Below are 13,833 nucleotides of genomic sequence, written 5' to 3'. Positions count from 1 at the left end.
GCTGACCGGGAGACAGTGCCGGCCCCGCCGGTCCGGAGAGTGTCCGGGCCGCCGGTTCAGTAGCCGAAGTTCTGCGTCCACCACGGGCCGCCCTGGCCGAAGTGCACGCCCACGCCCAGCGTCTTGAAGTCGCAGTTCAGTATGTTCGCGCGGTGGCCCGGGCTGTCCATCCAGGCCGCCATGACGGCCGCGGCGTCGGCCTGGCCGCGGGCTATGTTCTCGCCGCCGAGGTTGGTGATGCCGGCCTTCTCCGCCCGGTCCCACGGCGTCGCGCCGCTGGGGTCGGTGTGGTCGAAGAAGTTCCGCTCGGCCATGTCCTCGCTGAAGTCGGCGGCCAGCTCGCTCAGCGCGCTGTTCGCGGCGACGGGGCTGCACCCGGCCTGCGCCCGCTCGTCGTTGACGAGCTTGAGCACCTGCGCGGCCGCCGCGGCCTCCTCGGACACCGTGACCGGCGGAGTGCTGGGCACCGGTGCCTTCGTGGCCTGACGCGTGGGCGTCCGCTGCGGCTTCTCGCTCGGCGTGGCCTTCGGCTTCTTCGACGGTGCCTCGGTCGTCGGCGCGGCCGAGGACGTGGACGCGGAGGGCGACGGGGAGGTCGACGCGGACGGGGACGCGGAACGGTCGGTGCCACGGCCCGGCGACGTGCCGTCACGGCCCTCGACCGAGCCGGACGTGCCGCCCTGCTCGCTCGGCGTGCTCGTCGGCGAGTCCGCGGCCTGCACCCGGTCGCCGGCTCCGGAGCCGCCGCCGATGCGGTAGTTGTCCAGGCCCGGCACCGCGCCGGTGGCCACCGCGACCGTGCCGAGCGCGACGGCGGCCGAGACGCCCAGCAGCCCGGTGCGCACCGGTGCGGCCCGCTTCCTGCGGCGCCGGTGCCCCCCGGCGCGCGCGGAGCCGCCGTCGGGCCCCTGGCCGCCGCCCGCGAAGCCCTCGGCCGGGAAGGCGCGGGTGCCGGAGGCCGGGGTGTGGTCGTCGTCGGTGGCGTAGAGGAACGCCTCGGACTTCGCGTAGGTCTCGGCGTACGCCTCCGGGTTCAGGTACGGGGCGATCCCCATGGCCGGGCCGTCGCTCGGGCGTGAGTCCGCCGGCTCGTGGTGTCCCTGGTGGCCGTCCTGCTGCGTGCCCCCCGCGGCGCGGCCCGTGGCGGCGCGGCCGGCGGCGGAGCGTCGGTGGCGTCCCATGTCCTGGCCTTCCTCGTCCTCGCGGTCGACATCGTCCTCATGATCATCACGAAACTCACACGAACGAGTGAGTTTCGTTTGGGTGGGGACGGTACCGCATGGCGCCCGGGGAGGAAGTGTCGCAAGAGACATTGGCCGGTTAGGTTGCCCTCATGAGTGACGATGCACGGCTGGTCGCCTGGGTGCGCGGACGCGTCCAGGGCGTGGGTTTCCGCTGGTTCACGCGGGCCAAGGCTCTGGAGCTCGGAGGTCTGAGTGGCTTTGCTCTCAATTTGCAGGACGGACGGGTCCAGGTGGTCGCGGAGGGCCCGCGCAAGGGGTGCGAGGCACTGCTCGACTGGCTCCGCGGTGACGACACGCCCGGCCGCGTGGACGGAGTCACCGAGATCTGGGACACACCGCGTGGCGGCTACGACGGCTTCGCCATCCGCTGATCCCGGGTCCCGGCCCGGCCCGCCCGGCGGCGAACGAGCCCGTCGCCGGAGCCCGCCCGGAAGAGAAATGGCTGGTGGTTGCCAAGAAGGGCTTGTCGTGGCAGGCTCCACCCGCAAAGATGATCGCCACGCCCCGAGGGCCCCGCAGGAGTCGCCGCGCCGCCGTTTCCGGCCGCGCGCCACTGGGTTGCCGCCAATACGGGGCGTGATCGTGTTGACCGTCAAACTTTTTGGTGAGACGCTGAAAGCCCCGCGCACCTCAGCTGTTTGGCATGGAAGAACGGCACCACAAGTCCACATGTGCCAAGCACCGCGGGTGCGAATCCCTCACGACCCACACCGCTTCGGTCGGTCACTCATTGTGGAGGACCATCCATCATGGCAAAGGCGCTTCTCGGTTACGTCGGCGGCTCCGACCCGCGACTCCTCGCCGAGATGCGACGGCTGCAGCAGCGAGTCCAGGACCTCGAATCCGAGCTCGTACGGATCCAGGCCGAGAACGACGCACTGACGGCTGCCGCTTCTCACGACAGGATCATGGAGAGCGTTGACGCACACCAGGCGGAGCCTGCGCTGACCTGATCGCTGCACCGCTCACAACAGCGCAGCAGTGGTCGGGCCGCCCGTCAAACCGCTAACTCAGAGTTGCAAGGGACGCTTCGGCGTCCCTTCTTTCTTGCCTCCGGCCGCTCCGACGCCCCGACGGCTTCCTTGCCCCCGCGCATCCTTTCACCATCTTTAACGTCTGGTGTGCCCTGCGCGTTCACCGGTGAAACCGCGGGTTCATGGAGTGAGACAACCCCGGCGGGTAAAGTCCACGGGCGTGCACCTCAAGGCCCTGACCCTCCGCGGGTTCAAGTCGTTCGCCTCGGCGACCACGCTCCGGTTCGAACCGGGGATCACGTGCGTCGTCGGCCCGAACGGCTCGGGCAAGTCCAACGTGGTGGACGCGCTCAGCTGGGTCATGGGCGAACAGGGCGCCAAGTCGCTGCGCGGCGGCAAGATGGAGGACGTCATCTTCGCCGGCACCACCGGCCGCCCGCCGCTCGGCCGGGCCGAGGTGTCGCTGACCATCGACAACTCCGACGGGGCGCTGCCCATCGAGTACGCCGAGGTCACCATCACGCGGATCATGTTCCGAAACGGCGGCAGCGAGTACCAGATCAACGGCGACACCTGCCGCCTGCTCGACATCCAGGAACTGCTGTCCGACTCCGGCATCGGCCGCGAGATGCACGTCATCGTCGGCCAGGGCCAGCTCGACTCCGTCCTGCACGCCGACCCGATGGGCCGCCGCGCCTTCATCGAGGAGGCCGCCGGCGTCCTCAAGCACCGCAAGCGCAAGGAGAAGGCGCTGCGGAAGCTGGACGCGATGCAGGCCAACCTCGCCCGCGTGCAGGACCTCACGGACGAGTTGCGGCGCCAGCTCAAGCCGCTCGGACGGCAGGCGGCCGTCGCCCGGCGGGCCGCCGTCATCCAGGCCGACCTGCGCGACGCCCGGCTGCGCCTCCTCGCCGACGACCTCGTACGGCTGCGGGAGGCGCTCAACGCCGAGGTCGCCGACGAGGCCGCCCTCAAGGAGCGCAAGGAAGCCGCCGAGCAGGAGCTGAGGAAGGCCCAGCAGCGCGAGGCCCTGCTGGAGGACGAGGTGCGGCAGCTCACGCCCCGCCTCCAGCGCGCCCAGCAGACCTGGGTCGAGCTGTCCCAGCTCGCCGAGCGGGTGCGCGGCACGATCTCGCTCGCCGACGCGCGCGTGAAGAGCGCCACCTCCGCCCCGCCCGAGGAGCGGCGGGGCCGCGACCCGGAGGACATGGAGCGCGAGGCCGCCCGCGTCCGCGAGCAGGAGGCCGAGCTGGAGGCGGCTCTGGAGGCGGCCCGGCGCGCCCTGGAGGACACCGTCGCCCACCGGGCCGACCTGGAACGCGAACTGGCCGCCGAGGAACGCCGGCTGAAGGACGTGGCCCGCGCCATCGCCGACCGCCGTGAAGGGCTGGCCCGGCTGCGGGGTCAGGTGGGTGCCGCCCGGTCCCGCGCGGCCGCCGCCCAGGCCGAGATCGAGCGGCTGGCCGCCGCCCGCGACGAGGCCCAGGAGCGGGCCGCCGCCGCCCAGGAGGAGTACGAGGCACTCCAGGCGGAGGTCGACGGCCTGGACGCCGGCGACCGGGAACTCGCCGAGCGGCACGACGCCGCCAAGGCGCGGCTCGCCGAGGCGGAGGCCGCGCACACCGCCGCCCGCGAGGCCGTCACCGCCGCCGAACGCAAACGGGCCGCGACCCAGGCCCGCCACGACGCCCTCGCCATGGGCCTGCGCCGCAAGGACGGCACCGGGGCCCTGCTCGGCGCCCGGGACCGGCTCACCGGCCTGCTCGGCCCGGCGGCGGAGCTGCTGACGGTGACGCCCGGGTACGAGGTCCCGCTGGCGGCGGCTTTCGGCGCGGCGGCGGACGCGCTCGCGGTGACGTCACCGTCCGCCGCGGCGGACGCCATCCGGCTGCTGCGCAAGCAGGACGCGGGACGGGCGTCGCTGCTGCTGGCGGGAGCACCGGAGGACCCCGGCCCGGCGGCCGGTCCGGGCGGCGCGGACGACCGCCGGCCCGATACGGCGGTTCCCGCGGCGGACCTGGTCCGCGGCCCCGCCGACCTGATGCCCGCCGTACGCCGTCTCCTGCGGGGCATCGTCGTCGTGAGCACCCTGGAGGACGCCGAGGACCTCGTCTACGCCCGTCCCGACCTGACCGCGGTGACCGCCGAAGGCGATCTGCTCGGCGCGCACTTCGCGCACGGCGGGTCCGCCGGGGCGCCGAGCCTGCTGGAGGTGCAGGCCTCCGTGGACGAGGCCGCCGCCGAGCTGGAGGAGCTGGCGGTCAGGTGCGAGGAACTGGCCGGGGCGCAGCACGCGGCGGCCGAGCGGCGCCAGGAGTGCCGGGCGCGCGTGGAGGAGCTGGGGGAGCGGCGCCGGGCCGCCGACCGTGAGAAGTCGTCCGTCGCCCAGCAGCTCGGGCGGCTCGCCGGGCAGGCCCGGGGCGCGGCCGGTGAGGCCGAGCGGTCCACGGCCGCCGCGGCACGCGCGCAGGAGGCGCTGGACAAGGCCCTCCAGGACGCCGAGGAACTCGCCGAGCGACTCGCCGTCGCCGAGGAGATGCCGATCGAGGAGGAACCGGACACCTCCGCGCGCGACCGGCTCGCCGCCGACGGCGCCAACGCCCGCCAGACCGAGATGGAGGCCCGCCTCCAGGTCCGTACCCACGAGGAGCGGGTGAAGGGGCTCGCGGGACGGGCCGACTCGCTCGACCGGGCCGCCCGCGTCGAACGTGAGGCACGCGCGCGTGCCGAGCAGCGGCGGGCCCGGCTGCGTCACGAGGCCGCCGTCGCCGAGGCCGTCGCGTCCGGCGCCCGCCAGCTCCTCGCGCACGTCGAGGTGTCCCTGGCCCGCGCCGAGCAGGAACGTACCGCCGCCGAGGCCGCCAGGACGCGTCGCGAGCAGGAACTCGGTCAGGCGCGCGCGGCGGGACGCGATCTCAAGGCGGAACTCGACAAGTTGACGGATTCGGTCCACCGCGGGGAGGTACTCGGCGCCGAGAAGCGGCTGCGGATCGAGCAGCTGGAGACCAAGGCGCTGGAGGAACTGGGTGTGGAACCGGCCGGGTTGGTGGGGGAGTACGGCCCGCACCAGCCGGTGCCGCCCTCGCCCCCCGCCGAGGGCGAGGAACTGCCCCAGGACCCGGAGCATCCGCGCAACCGGCCGAGGCCCTTCGTACGGGCCGAGCAGGAGAAGCGGCTGAAGGCCGCCGAGCGGGCCTACCAGCAGCTCGGCAAGGTGAACCCGCTGGCGCTGGAGGAGTTCGCGGCGCTGGAGGAACGGCACAAGTTCCTCAGCGAGCAGCTGGAGGACCTGAAGAAGACGCGGGCCGACCTGTTGCAGGTGGTGAAGGAGGTCGACGAGCGCGTCGAGCAGGTCTTCACCGAGGCCTTCCGGGACACCGCCCGCGAGTTCGAGGGCGTCTTCTCCCGGCTCTTCCCGGGCGGCGAGGGGCGCCTGGTGCTGACCGATCCCGACAACATGCTCACCACGGGCGTGGACGTCGAGGCGCGTCCGCCGGGCAAGAAGGTCAAGCGGCTGTCGCTGCTGTCCGGCGGCGAGCGGTCGCTGACGGCGGTCGCCATGCTGGTGTCGATCTTCAAGGCGCGGCCCAGTCCGTTCTACGTCATGGACGAGGTCGAGGCCGCGCTCGACGACACCAACCTCCAGCGGCTGATCCGGATCATGCAGGAGCTGCAGGAGGCCTCGCAGCTGATCGTGATCACGCACCAGAAGCGCACGATGGAGGTCGCCGACGCGCTGTACGGCGTCTCCATGCAGGGCGACGGTGTGTCCAAGGTCATCAGTCAGCGACTGCGCTAGGCCGCGCACCGATGTGCGTGTGGTCTACACCTGTCTGACCTGCACTTCACGCACGTCTCCGCCACACCACTTCAACTGTTGAACACAACTGCACCTTGCGCAGGGTCGAACCCGTTAAAAATTCATAGATACAACCTCTTGACTTCGAAACTTGAAGGCATAGTCTCTGCAACGTTGCTTTTACCTTCAGGTAATACCTGGAAGGGCTGACCCCCCACCCCGGCGACGTTGCCGGTGGCCCGAGGAGTACACGTGACCAGCACAGCGCAGGCACCCAAGTCAGGAGCCAGGACGGCTCACCCCGAACATCTCGGGCACGTCATCTTCATCGCGGCGGCGGCCGCGATGGGCGGTTTCCTCTTCGGTTACGACAGCTCCGTGATCAACGGCGCCGTCGAGGCCATCCGGGACCGCTATGACATCGGCTCCGCGGCGCTGGCCCAGGTCATCGCCATCGCCCTGATCGGGTGCGCCATCGGCGCCGCGACCGCCGGCCGCATAGCCGACCGCATCGGCCGCATCCGGTGCATGCAGATCGCCGCGGTCCTGTTCACCGTCAGCGCCATCGGCTCGGCCCTGCCGTTCTCGCTGTGGGACCTCGCCTTCTGGCGCGTCGTCGGCGGCTTCGCCATCGGCATGGCCTCCGTGATCGGCCCGGCCTACATCGCCGAGGTCGCCCCGCCCGCCTACCGCGGCCGGCTCGGCTCCTTCCAGCAGGCCGCGATCGTCGTCGGCATCGCCGTCTCCCAGCTGGTCAACTGGGGCCTGCTCAACGCCGCCGACGGCGACCAGCGCGGCGAGCTGATGGGCCTGGAGGCCTGGCAGGTCATGCTCGGCGTCATGGTCGTCCCCGCCGTCCTCTACGGCCTGCTCTCCTTCGCCATCCCCGAGTCCCCCCGCTTCCTGATCTCCGTGGGCAAGCACGAGCGGGCCCGCGAGATCCTCGGCGAGGTCGAGGGCACGAAGATCGACCTCGACGCCCGCGTCGCCGAGATCGAGAACGCCATGAAGAGCGAGCACAAGTCGTCCTTCAAGGACCTGCTCGGCGGCAGCTTCCTCTTCAAGCCGATCGTCTGGGTCGGCATCGGCCTGTCGGTCTTCCAGCAGTTCGTCGGCATCAACGTCGCGTTCTACTACTCCTCGACGCTGTGGCAGTCGGTCGGCATCGACCCGACCGCATCGTTCTTCTACTCCTTCACCACGTCGATCATCAACATCGTCGGCACCGTCATCGCGATGATCTTCGTGGACCGCATCGGCCGCCGCCCGCTCGCCATCATCGGCTCCGTCGGCATGGTGATCGGCCTCGCGCTGGAGGCCTGGGCGTTCTCCTTCGACCTGGTCGGCGGCAAGCTGCCGGAGACGCAGGGCTGGGTCGCCCTGATCGCCGCCCACGTGTTCGTGCTCTTCTTCGCCCTGTCGTGGGGTGTCGTCGTCTGGGTCATGCTCGGCGAGATGTTCCCGAACCGGATCCGCGCGGCCGCCCTCGGTGTGGCCGCCGCCGCGCAGTGGATCGCCAACTGGGCCATCACCGCGAGCTTCCCGTCGCTGGCCGACTGGAACCTGTCCGTCACCTACGTGATCTACACCGCCTTCGCCGCGCTCTCCATCCCGTTCGTCCTCAAGTTCGTGAAGGAGACAAAGGGCAAGGCGCTGGAGGAGATGGGCTGACCCCGGCAACCTGAGCCTCACGGCGGCCGGCACCCTGCCCCGCGAGGCCCGAGCCCGAGGAGAAGGGCCAAGTCCCCGCCGCCCCTCTCCTCGCACCGTCCGCCGCCCCGGCCCGGCACCGCCCGAGCCGGGGCGGCGGTGTCGTTCCCCGCCCGCGCGGCACGGCGGGCGCGCGGGCGAGGTGCCCGGCGGGGCCCATGGCTGATACTGGACGGGTTATGGAAATCGTCATCCTTGCTGTAGTCATCGCCGTGGTCGTGCTCGGCGCGCTCGGCGGGCTCGTCGTCGGCAGCCGCCGGAAGAAGACGCTGCCCCCGCCGCCGCCCGCCGCGCCCGACATCACCGCCCCTCCGGCCGAACCGCACGTCGGCGACGAGGCCGAGACGCCGCGCGACGAACCGCGCCGGACCATAGAGGAGGTGGACCTGCCGGGCGGCGGCTCGACGATGGTCGGGGAACCGCCCGTCGAGGAACTCCCGCCCACCGAGATCGAGGTCCCGGAGCCCACCGAGGGACGCCTGGTACGCCTGCGCGCCCGGCTGTCCCGCTCGCAGAACGCCCTGGGCAAGGGACTGCTCACGCTGCTGTCCCGCGAGCACCTGGACGAGGACACCTGGGAGGAGATCGAGGACACGCTGCTGACCGCCGACGTCGGCGTGCAGCCCACCCAGGAACTGGTCGAGCGGCTGCGCGAGCGGGTGAAGGTGCTCGGCACCCGCACCCCGCAGGACCTGCGCACCCTGCTGCGCGAGGAACTGCTCACGCTCGTCGGCCCCGACATGGACCGCACCGTCAAGACCGAGCCCGCCACCAGCAAGCCCGGCATCGTGATGGTCGTCGGCGTCAACGGCACCGGCAAGACCACCACCACCGGCAAGCTCGCCCGCGTCCTGGTCGCCGACGGGCGCAGCGTCGTCCTCGGCGCCGCCGACACCTTCCGCGCCGCCGCCGCCGACCAGCTGCAGACCTGGGGCGAGCGGGTCGGCGCCCACACCGTGCGCGGCCCGGAGGCCGGCGACCCCGCCTCCGTCGCCTTCGACGCGGTCAAGGAGGGCAAGGAACTCGGTGCGGACGTCGTCCTCATCGACACCGCCGGCCGGCTCCACACCAAGACCGGCCTCATGGACGAGCTCGGCAAGGTCAAGCGCGTCGTGGAGAAGCAGGCCCCGCTGGACGAGGTCCTGCTCGTGCTGGACGCGACCACCGGTCAGAACGGCCTGGTCCAGGCCCGCGTCTTCGCCGAGGTCGTGGACATCACCGGCATCGTGCTCACCAAGCTGGACGGCACCGCCAAGGGCGGCATCGTCATCGCCGTGCAGCGCGAGCTGGGCGTCCCGGTCAAGCTCGTGGGGCTCGGCGAGGGCGCCGACGACCTGGCGCCGTTCGAGCCGGAGGCGTTCGTCGACGCGCTCATCGGGGAGTGAGGCACCTCCGGAGATCCGCAGGCTCACGACGTACGACGAAGCGCCCGCCCCGAGAACTTCGGGGACGGGCGCTTCGTCGTGAGCCAGGCGGGCGTCACGCCCGTGACCGGTGCGCCACGTACGCCAGCGTGCCCAGCAGCAGCCGGGCGGCCGGCGGCTTCGACGCCGAGTCCAGGGCGGGGGAGCGCAGCCAGCGCACCGGCCCGCGCCCGCCGCGGTCCGAGGGCGGGGCCGTGACGTACGTGCCGCGGCCGAGGCCGCGCAGGTCCAGGGAGGCCGGGTCGTCCCAGCCCATGCGGTAGAGCAGCTGGGGCAGTTGGGCCGCGGCGCCGGGGGCGACGAAGAAGTGCGCGCGGCCCTCGGGGGTGGCGGCGACCGGGCCCAGCGGCAGACCCATGCGCTCCAGCCGGGCCAGCGCGCGGCGCCCGGCGGACTCGGCGACCTCGATCACGTCGAAGGTCCGGCCGACCGGCAGCAGCACCGAGGCGCCGGGGAACGCCGACCAGGCGCGGGTCACCTCGTCCAGCGTGGCGCCCGCGGGGACCTCCGCCGCAACGTCCAGCGGGTGCGCGCCCGGGGCCCGGCAGTCGCCCCGGCCGCAGGAGCAGGCGCCCGCGGCGGCCCGGGTGCCCGGCACCACGTCCCAGCCCCACAGTCCGGTGAACTCGGCCACGGCGGTGCACTCCGAGGAGCGGCCGCGGCGGCGTGCGCCGGACCGGATGTCACGAATGCCCCGACTGCTGCCGATCGTGAAGCCCATGCCCCCTCCAACGGGTCCGACGCACCGCTGGTTACGAAACGGACGCGGAACGTGACTCTCTGTTTTCGACTCCCCGTTGCCGCGCGATTCAGGCGGCGCCCTGGGGTGTCCGGGGTGGCGCGTTCGACGGCGTGCGCCCCTCGGTGCACCGCTCCACCCACTTCTGACTGGCCTATGTCAAGTGAATCGGACACCGGCCTGGGTGAGTTCATTCGAAGGGGTGGCGAATGGTGGCGTTTGCTGGTTCTCCGCGGCCGGGTGCGTGATCGTAGGACTACCGTGGGTGCACGAGGCCAGGGGGCACATGCCTTTCTGGGTATGCCGGAGGCAATGCGACCTTCCGTTCGAAGGGTGACGATCGGCGGACGGGAGGATCCAATCACCGGCATTCTGATAGGGCTTGGCGCACTCGACGGCACAGTGGTCTCAGGGATGGGGGCGTTCCAGTGAGCGGCAACGGCGGTAACGCGACGAACGCGGACAAGCGCCCCAACGAGCTGCTCACCTCGTGGTTCGTCCGCAGCGGCTGGTCCAAGGGCGAGCTCGCCCGCCAAGTCAACCGCCGGGCACGCCAGTTGGGCGCCAACCACATCTCCACGGACACCTCGCGCGTGCGCCGCTGGCTGGACGGCGAGAACCCCCGCGAACCCATCCCCAGGATCCTGTCCGAGCTGTTCTCCGAGCGCTTCGGCGTCGTCGTCTCCGTCGAGGACCTGGGACTGCGCAGCACCCGCCGGCCGCCCTCCGCGACCGGCGTCGACCTGCCCTGGACGGGCCCGCAGACCGTGGCCCACCTCAGCGAGTTCTCGCGCAGCGACCTGATGCTGGCGCGGCGCGGCTTCCTCGGGAGCTCGCTGGCCCTGTCCGCGGGACCGTCCCTCATCGAGCCCATGCAGCGCTGGCTCGTCCCCGCGCCGGCCGGCCCGACGCAGGAGCCCCGGCCGGAGCCCACCACCCGCGCCCGCGGCAGGCTCTCCAAGCCCGAGCTGGACCTGCTGGAGACCACCACGGTGATGTTCCGGCAGTGGGACGCCCAGTGCGGCGGCGGCCTGCGCCGCAAGGCGGTCGTCGGCCAGCTGCACGAGGTGACCGACCTGCTCCAGGAACCCCAACCCGAGCGCACCACCCGCACGTTGTTCAAGGTCGCCGCCGAACTGGCCGAACTGGCCGGCTGGATGTCGTACGACATCGGGCTGCAGCCCACCGCGCAGAAGTACTTCGTCCTCGCGCTGCACGCCGCCAAGGAGGCCGGCGACCGGCCGCTCGGCTCGTACATCCTCTCCAGCATGAGCCGCCAGATGATCCACCTCGGCCGGCCCGACGACGCCCTGGAGCTCATCCACCTCGCGCAGTACGGCAGCCGGGACTGCGCGAGCCCGCGCACCCAGTCGATGCTGTATGCGATGGAGGCCCGCGCCTACGCCAACATGGGCCAGCCCGGAAAGTGCAAGCGGGCGGTCCGGATGGCCGAGGAGACCTTCGCCGAGGCCGACGAGTGGGACGAGCCCGACCCCGACTGGATCCGCTTCTTCTCCGAGGCCGAGCTGTACGGCGAGAACTCCCACTCGTTCCGCGACCTCGCCTACGTCGCGGGCCGCAGCCCCACCTACGCGTCCCTGGCCGAACCGCTGATGCGGCGGGCCGTGGAACTGTTCGCGCAGGACGGCGAGCACCAGCGGTCCTACGCGCTGAACCTGATCGGCATGGCCACCGTGCACCTCCTCCAGCGCGAGCCCGAGCAGAGCGCCGTCCTCGCCCAGCGGGCCATGGAAGAGGCCAAAAAGGTCCGCTCCGAGCGCGTCAACACCCGTATCCGAAAGACGGTCGACACGGCCGTACGCGACTTCGGCGACCTCGCCGACGTCGTGGACCTCACGCAGCGGCTCGCCGCAGAGCTGCCGGAGACCGCCGAAGCGGTCTGACCGCCAGAACCCCGGCCGCGGCCGGCCCTCCCGAACAGCCCGACTCGGCTCCCCCCACGCCAGGTCGTCGGAAGGCCGACCGCGGCCGGTTCGCGTCCCCCGCGGCGCCCTTCGTACGAAGGTTGCGCCACGATAACGATCCGGCGATCCGGGATCAGGCAGTTCACCGACGCGTAACACCCAGGGCGCCTTCGTCACGGCGGCGAAACAACGAGGGGCTTCCACCGAAACGGCGCTGCGCCAATCTCTTGGCGCATAACCGGCCCACCCCTCAATCCGCTCAGGCTTCGCCCGCACGGGGCCGTACCAATGACGAGGAGACGCCGATGGCATCAGCCGCCATCACGCTTGCGGCGGACGCACCCACGCTGTCGTCCGCCAACACAGGCTTCATGCTCATCTGTTCCGCCCTGGTGATGCTCATGACCCCGGGCCTGGCCTTCTTCTACGGAGGCATGGTCCGCGTCAAAAGCACCCTGAACATGCTGATGATGAGCTTCATCAGCCTGGGAATCGTCACCGTCCTGTGGGTGCTGTACGGCTTCTCCATGGCGTTCGGCACGGACACGGGCAGCATCGTCGGCTGGAACTCCGACTGGGTCGGCCTCAGCAACATCGGCCTGACCGAGCTGTGGGACGGCTACACGATCCCCGTCTTCGTGTTCCTGGTCTTCCAGCTGATGTTCGCGATCCTGACGCCCGCCCTGATCAGCGGCGCCCTCGCGGACCGCGTCAAGTTCACCGCCTGGGCGCTGTTCATCGCCCTGTGGGCCACGATCGTCTACTTCCCGGTCGCCCACTGGGTGTGGGGCACCGGCGGCTGGGCCTTCGAGCTCGGCGTCATCGACTTCGCCGGCGGTACGGCCGTGCACATCAACGCCGGTGCCGCCGCCCTCGGCGTCATCCTGGTGATCGGCAAGCGCGTCGGCTTCAAGAAGGACCCGATGCGCCCGCACAGCCTGCCGCTGGTCATGCTGGGCGCCGGTCTGCTGTGGTTCGGCTGGTTCGGCTTCAACGCCGGCTCCTGGCTCGGCAACGACGACGGCGTCGGCGCGCTGATGTTCGTCAACACCCAGGTCGCCACCGCCGCCGCCATCCTCGGCTGGCTCGCCTACGAGAAGATCCGCCACGGCGCCTTCACCACGCTGGGCGCCGCCTCCGGCGCGGTCTCCGGCCTGGTCGCCATCACCCCGGCGGGCGGCGCGGTCTCCCCGCTCGGCGCCATCGCGGTCGGCGTCGTCGCCGGCGTGCTGTGCGCCATGGCGGTCGGCCTGAAGTACCGGTTCGGCTACGACGACTCCCTCGACGTCGTCGGCGTCCACCTCGTCGGCGGCATCCTCGGCTCCCTGCTCGTCGGCTTCTTCGCCACCGGCAAGGGCCAGTCCGACGTCGCGGGCCTCTTCTACGGCGGCGGCCTGGACCAGTTCTGGAAGCAGTGCGCCGGTGTCTTCGGTGTCCTCGCCTACTCGCTGGTCGTCTCCGCGATCCTCGCCCTCCTCCTCGACAAGACCATCGGCATGCGGGTCACCGAGGACGAAGAGGTCGCCGGCATCGACCAGGCGGAGCACGCCGAGACCGCATACGACTTCAGCGGCGCCGGCGGGGGTACCGCCCGGACCGCCGCCCCCGCCCCCGTCGTCGGCGCCGGGAGCACGGCCGAGAGCAAGAAGGTGGACGCATGAAGCTCATCACCGCCGTCGTCAAGCCGCACCGGCTCGACGAGATCAAGGAAGCCCTGCAGGCCTTCGGCGTGCACGGTCTGACGGTCACCGAGGCCAGCGGCTACGGTCGGCAGCGGGGACACACCGAGGTCTACCGCGGCGCCGAGTACACCGTCGACCTGGTCCCCAAGATCCGCATCGAGGTGCTGGTCGAGGACGACGACGCCGAGCAGCTGATCGACGTCGTGGTCAAGGCGGCCCGTACCGGCAAGATCGGTGACGGCAAGGTGTGGTCCGTCCCGGTCGACACCGCCGTACGCGTCCGGACCGGCGAGCGCGGCCCGGACGCGCTGTAGGGCAACGGAACAGGAGTCGCTG

The 13,833-nt window shown here is 71.6% G+C and carries 10 protein-coding genes; 8 read left to right on the top strand and 2 right to left on the bottom strand.

Annotated elements, in window-relative coordinates:
• Positions 1-56 precede the first annotated feature (56 nt).
• Positions 57-1,181: a CAP domain-containing protein gene (locus QC282_RS22535; RefSeq protein ID WP_279551354.1), complete on the bottom strand. Its 1,125-nt coding sequence runs from the start codon at positions 1,179-1,181 to the stop codon at positions 57-59.
• A 152-nt stretch (positions 1,182-1,333) separates the two neighbouring features.
• On the opposite strand from QC282_RS22535, the gene QC282_RS22530 reads away from it, so the two are divergent.
• From QC282_RS22530 to ftsY, 5 genes are all read left to right on the top strand, one after another.
• Entirely contained in the window at positions 1,334-1,615 is a 282-nt protein-coding gene (locus QC282_RS22530) for an acylphosphatase (RefSeq protein ID WP_279551353.1), read from the top strand.
• Between the two features lie 378 nt (positions 1,616-1,993).
• Positions 1,994-2,197: a hypothetical protein gene (locus tag QC282_RS22525; protein WP_142192916.1), complete on the top strand. Its 204-nt coding sequence runs from the start codon at positions 1,994-1,996 to the stop codon at positions 2,195-2,197.
• Between the two features lie 241 nt (positions 2,198-2,438).
• The gene (gene smc, locus QC282_RS22520) at positions 2,439-6,017 is read left to right on the top strand and encodes a chromosome segregation protein SMC (protein WP_279551352.1); all 3,579 of its coding nucleotides are present in this window, start codon (positions 2,439-2,441) and stop codon (positions 6,015-6,017) included.
• Between the two features lie 252 nt (positions 6,018-6,269).
• On the top strand, positions 6,270-7,688 hold the full coding sequence (locus QC282_RS22515) for a sugar porter family MFS transporter (protein ID WP_279551351.1): 1,419 nt from the start codon (positions 6,270-6,272) through the stop codon (positions 7,686-7,688).
• Between the two features lie 218 nt (positions 7,689-7,906).
• Complete coding sequence (gene ftsY / locus QC282_RS22510; RefSeq protein ID WP_279551350.1) at positions 7,907-9,112, top strand: signal recognition particle-docking protein FtsY; 1,206 nt, start codon at positions 7,907-7,909, stop codon at positions 9,110-9,112.
• A 94-nt stretch (positions 9,113-9,206) separates the two neighbouring features.
• On the opposite strand, the gene QC282_RS22505 is transcribed toward ftsY, so the two are convergent.
• Complete coding sequence (locus tag QC282_RS22505) at positions 9,207-9,872, bottom strand: bifunctional DNA primase/polymerase (protein WP_279551349.1); 666 nt, start codon at positions 9,870-9,872, stop codon at positions 9,207-9,209.
• Positions 9,873-10,318: 446 nt separating this feature from the next.
• Here QC282_RS22505 and QC282_RS22500 point away from each other — a divergent pair, with 446 nt between their 5' ends.
• The 3 genes from QC282_RS22500 (at position 10,319) to QC282_RS22490 (ending at position 13,811) form a co-directional block, all read left to right on the top strand.
• Positions 10,319-11,794 carry a hypothetical protein gene (locus QC282_RS22500; protein WP_279551348.1) on the top strand — a complete coding sequence of 492 codons (1,476 nt, stop codon included), beginning with the start codon at positions 10,319-10,321 and terminating at the stop codon, positions 11,792-11,794.
• A gap of 326 nt (positions 11,795-12,120) precedes the next feature.
• The gene (locus QC282_RS22495) at positions 12,121-13,476 is read left to right on the top strand and encodes an ammonium transporter (protein WP_279551347.1); all 1,356 of its coding nucleotides are present in this window, start codon (positions 12,121-12,123) and stop codon (positions 13,474-13,476) included.
• Positions 13,473-13,811: a P-II family nitrogen regulator gene (locus tag QC282_RS22490; protein WP_142192909.1), complete on the top strand. Its 339-nt coding sequence runs from the start codon at positions 13,473-13,475 to the stop codon at positions 13,809-13,811. The genes QC282_RS22495 and QC282_RS22490 overlap by 4 nt, the downstream gene beginning before the upstream one ends.
• The last annotated feature ends 22 nt before the right edge of the window (positions 13,812-13,833 follow it).

The sequence above is a fragment of the Streptomyces sp. DH24 genome (genome assembly GCF_029813775.1).
In the GTDB taxonomy this organism is placed as follows: Bacteria; Actinomycetota; Actinomycetes; order Streptomycetales; family Streptomycetaceae; genus Streptomyces.
This window is presented reverse-complemented; position numbering and strand designations above follow the sequence as displayed.

What these genes read in the sequence shown, in the direction of transcription:
- QC282_RS22535 (WP_279551354.1), bottom strand. Translation starts at nt 1,181, where the DNA reads ATGGGACGCCACCGACGCTCCGCCGCCGGCCGCGCCGCCACGGGCCGC.
- QC282_RS22530 (WP_279551353.1), top strand. Translation starts at nt 1,334, where the DNA reads ATGAGTGACGATGCACGGCTGGTCGCCTGGGTGCGCGGACGCGTCCAG.
- QC282_RS22525 (WP_142192916.1), top strand. Translation starts at nt 1,994, where the DNA reads ATGGCAAAGGCGCTTCTCGGTTACGTCGGCGGCTCCGACCCGCGACTC.
- ftsY (WP_279551350.1), top strand. Translation starts at nt 7,907, where the DNA reads ATGGAAATCGTCATCCTTGCTGTAGTCATCGCCGTGGTCGTGCTCGGC.
- QC282_RS22505 (WP_279551349.1), bottom strand. Translation starts at nt 9,872, where the DNA reads ATGGGCTTCACGATCGGCAGCAGTCGGGGCATTCGTGACATCCGGTCC.
- QC282_RS22495 (WP_279551347.1), top strand. Translation starts at nt 12,121, where the DNA reads ATGGCATCAGCCGCCATCACGCTTGCGGCGGACGCACCCACGCTGTCG.
- QC282_RS22490 (WP_142192909.1), top strand. Translation starts at nt 13,473, where the DNA reads ATGAAGCTCATCACCGCCGTCGTCAAGCCGCACCGGCTCGACGAGATC.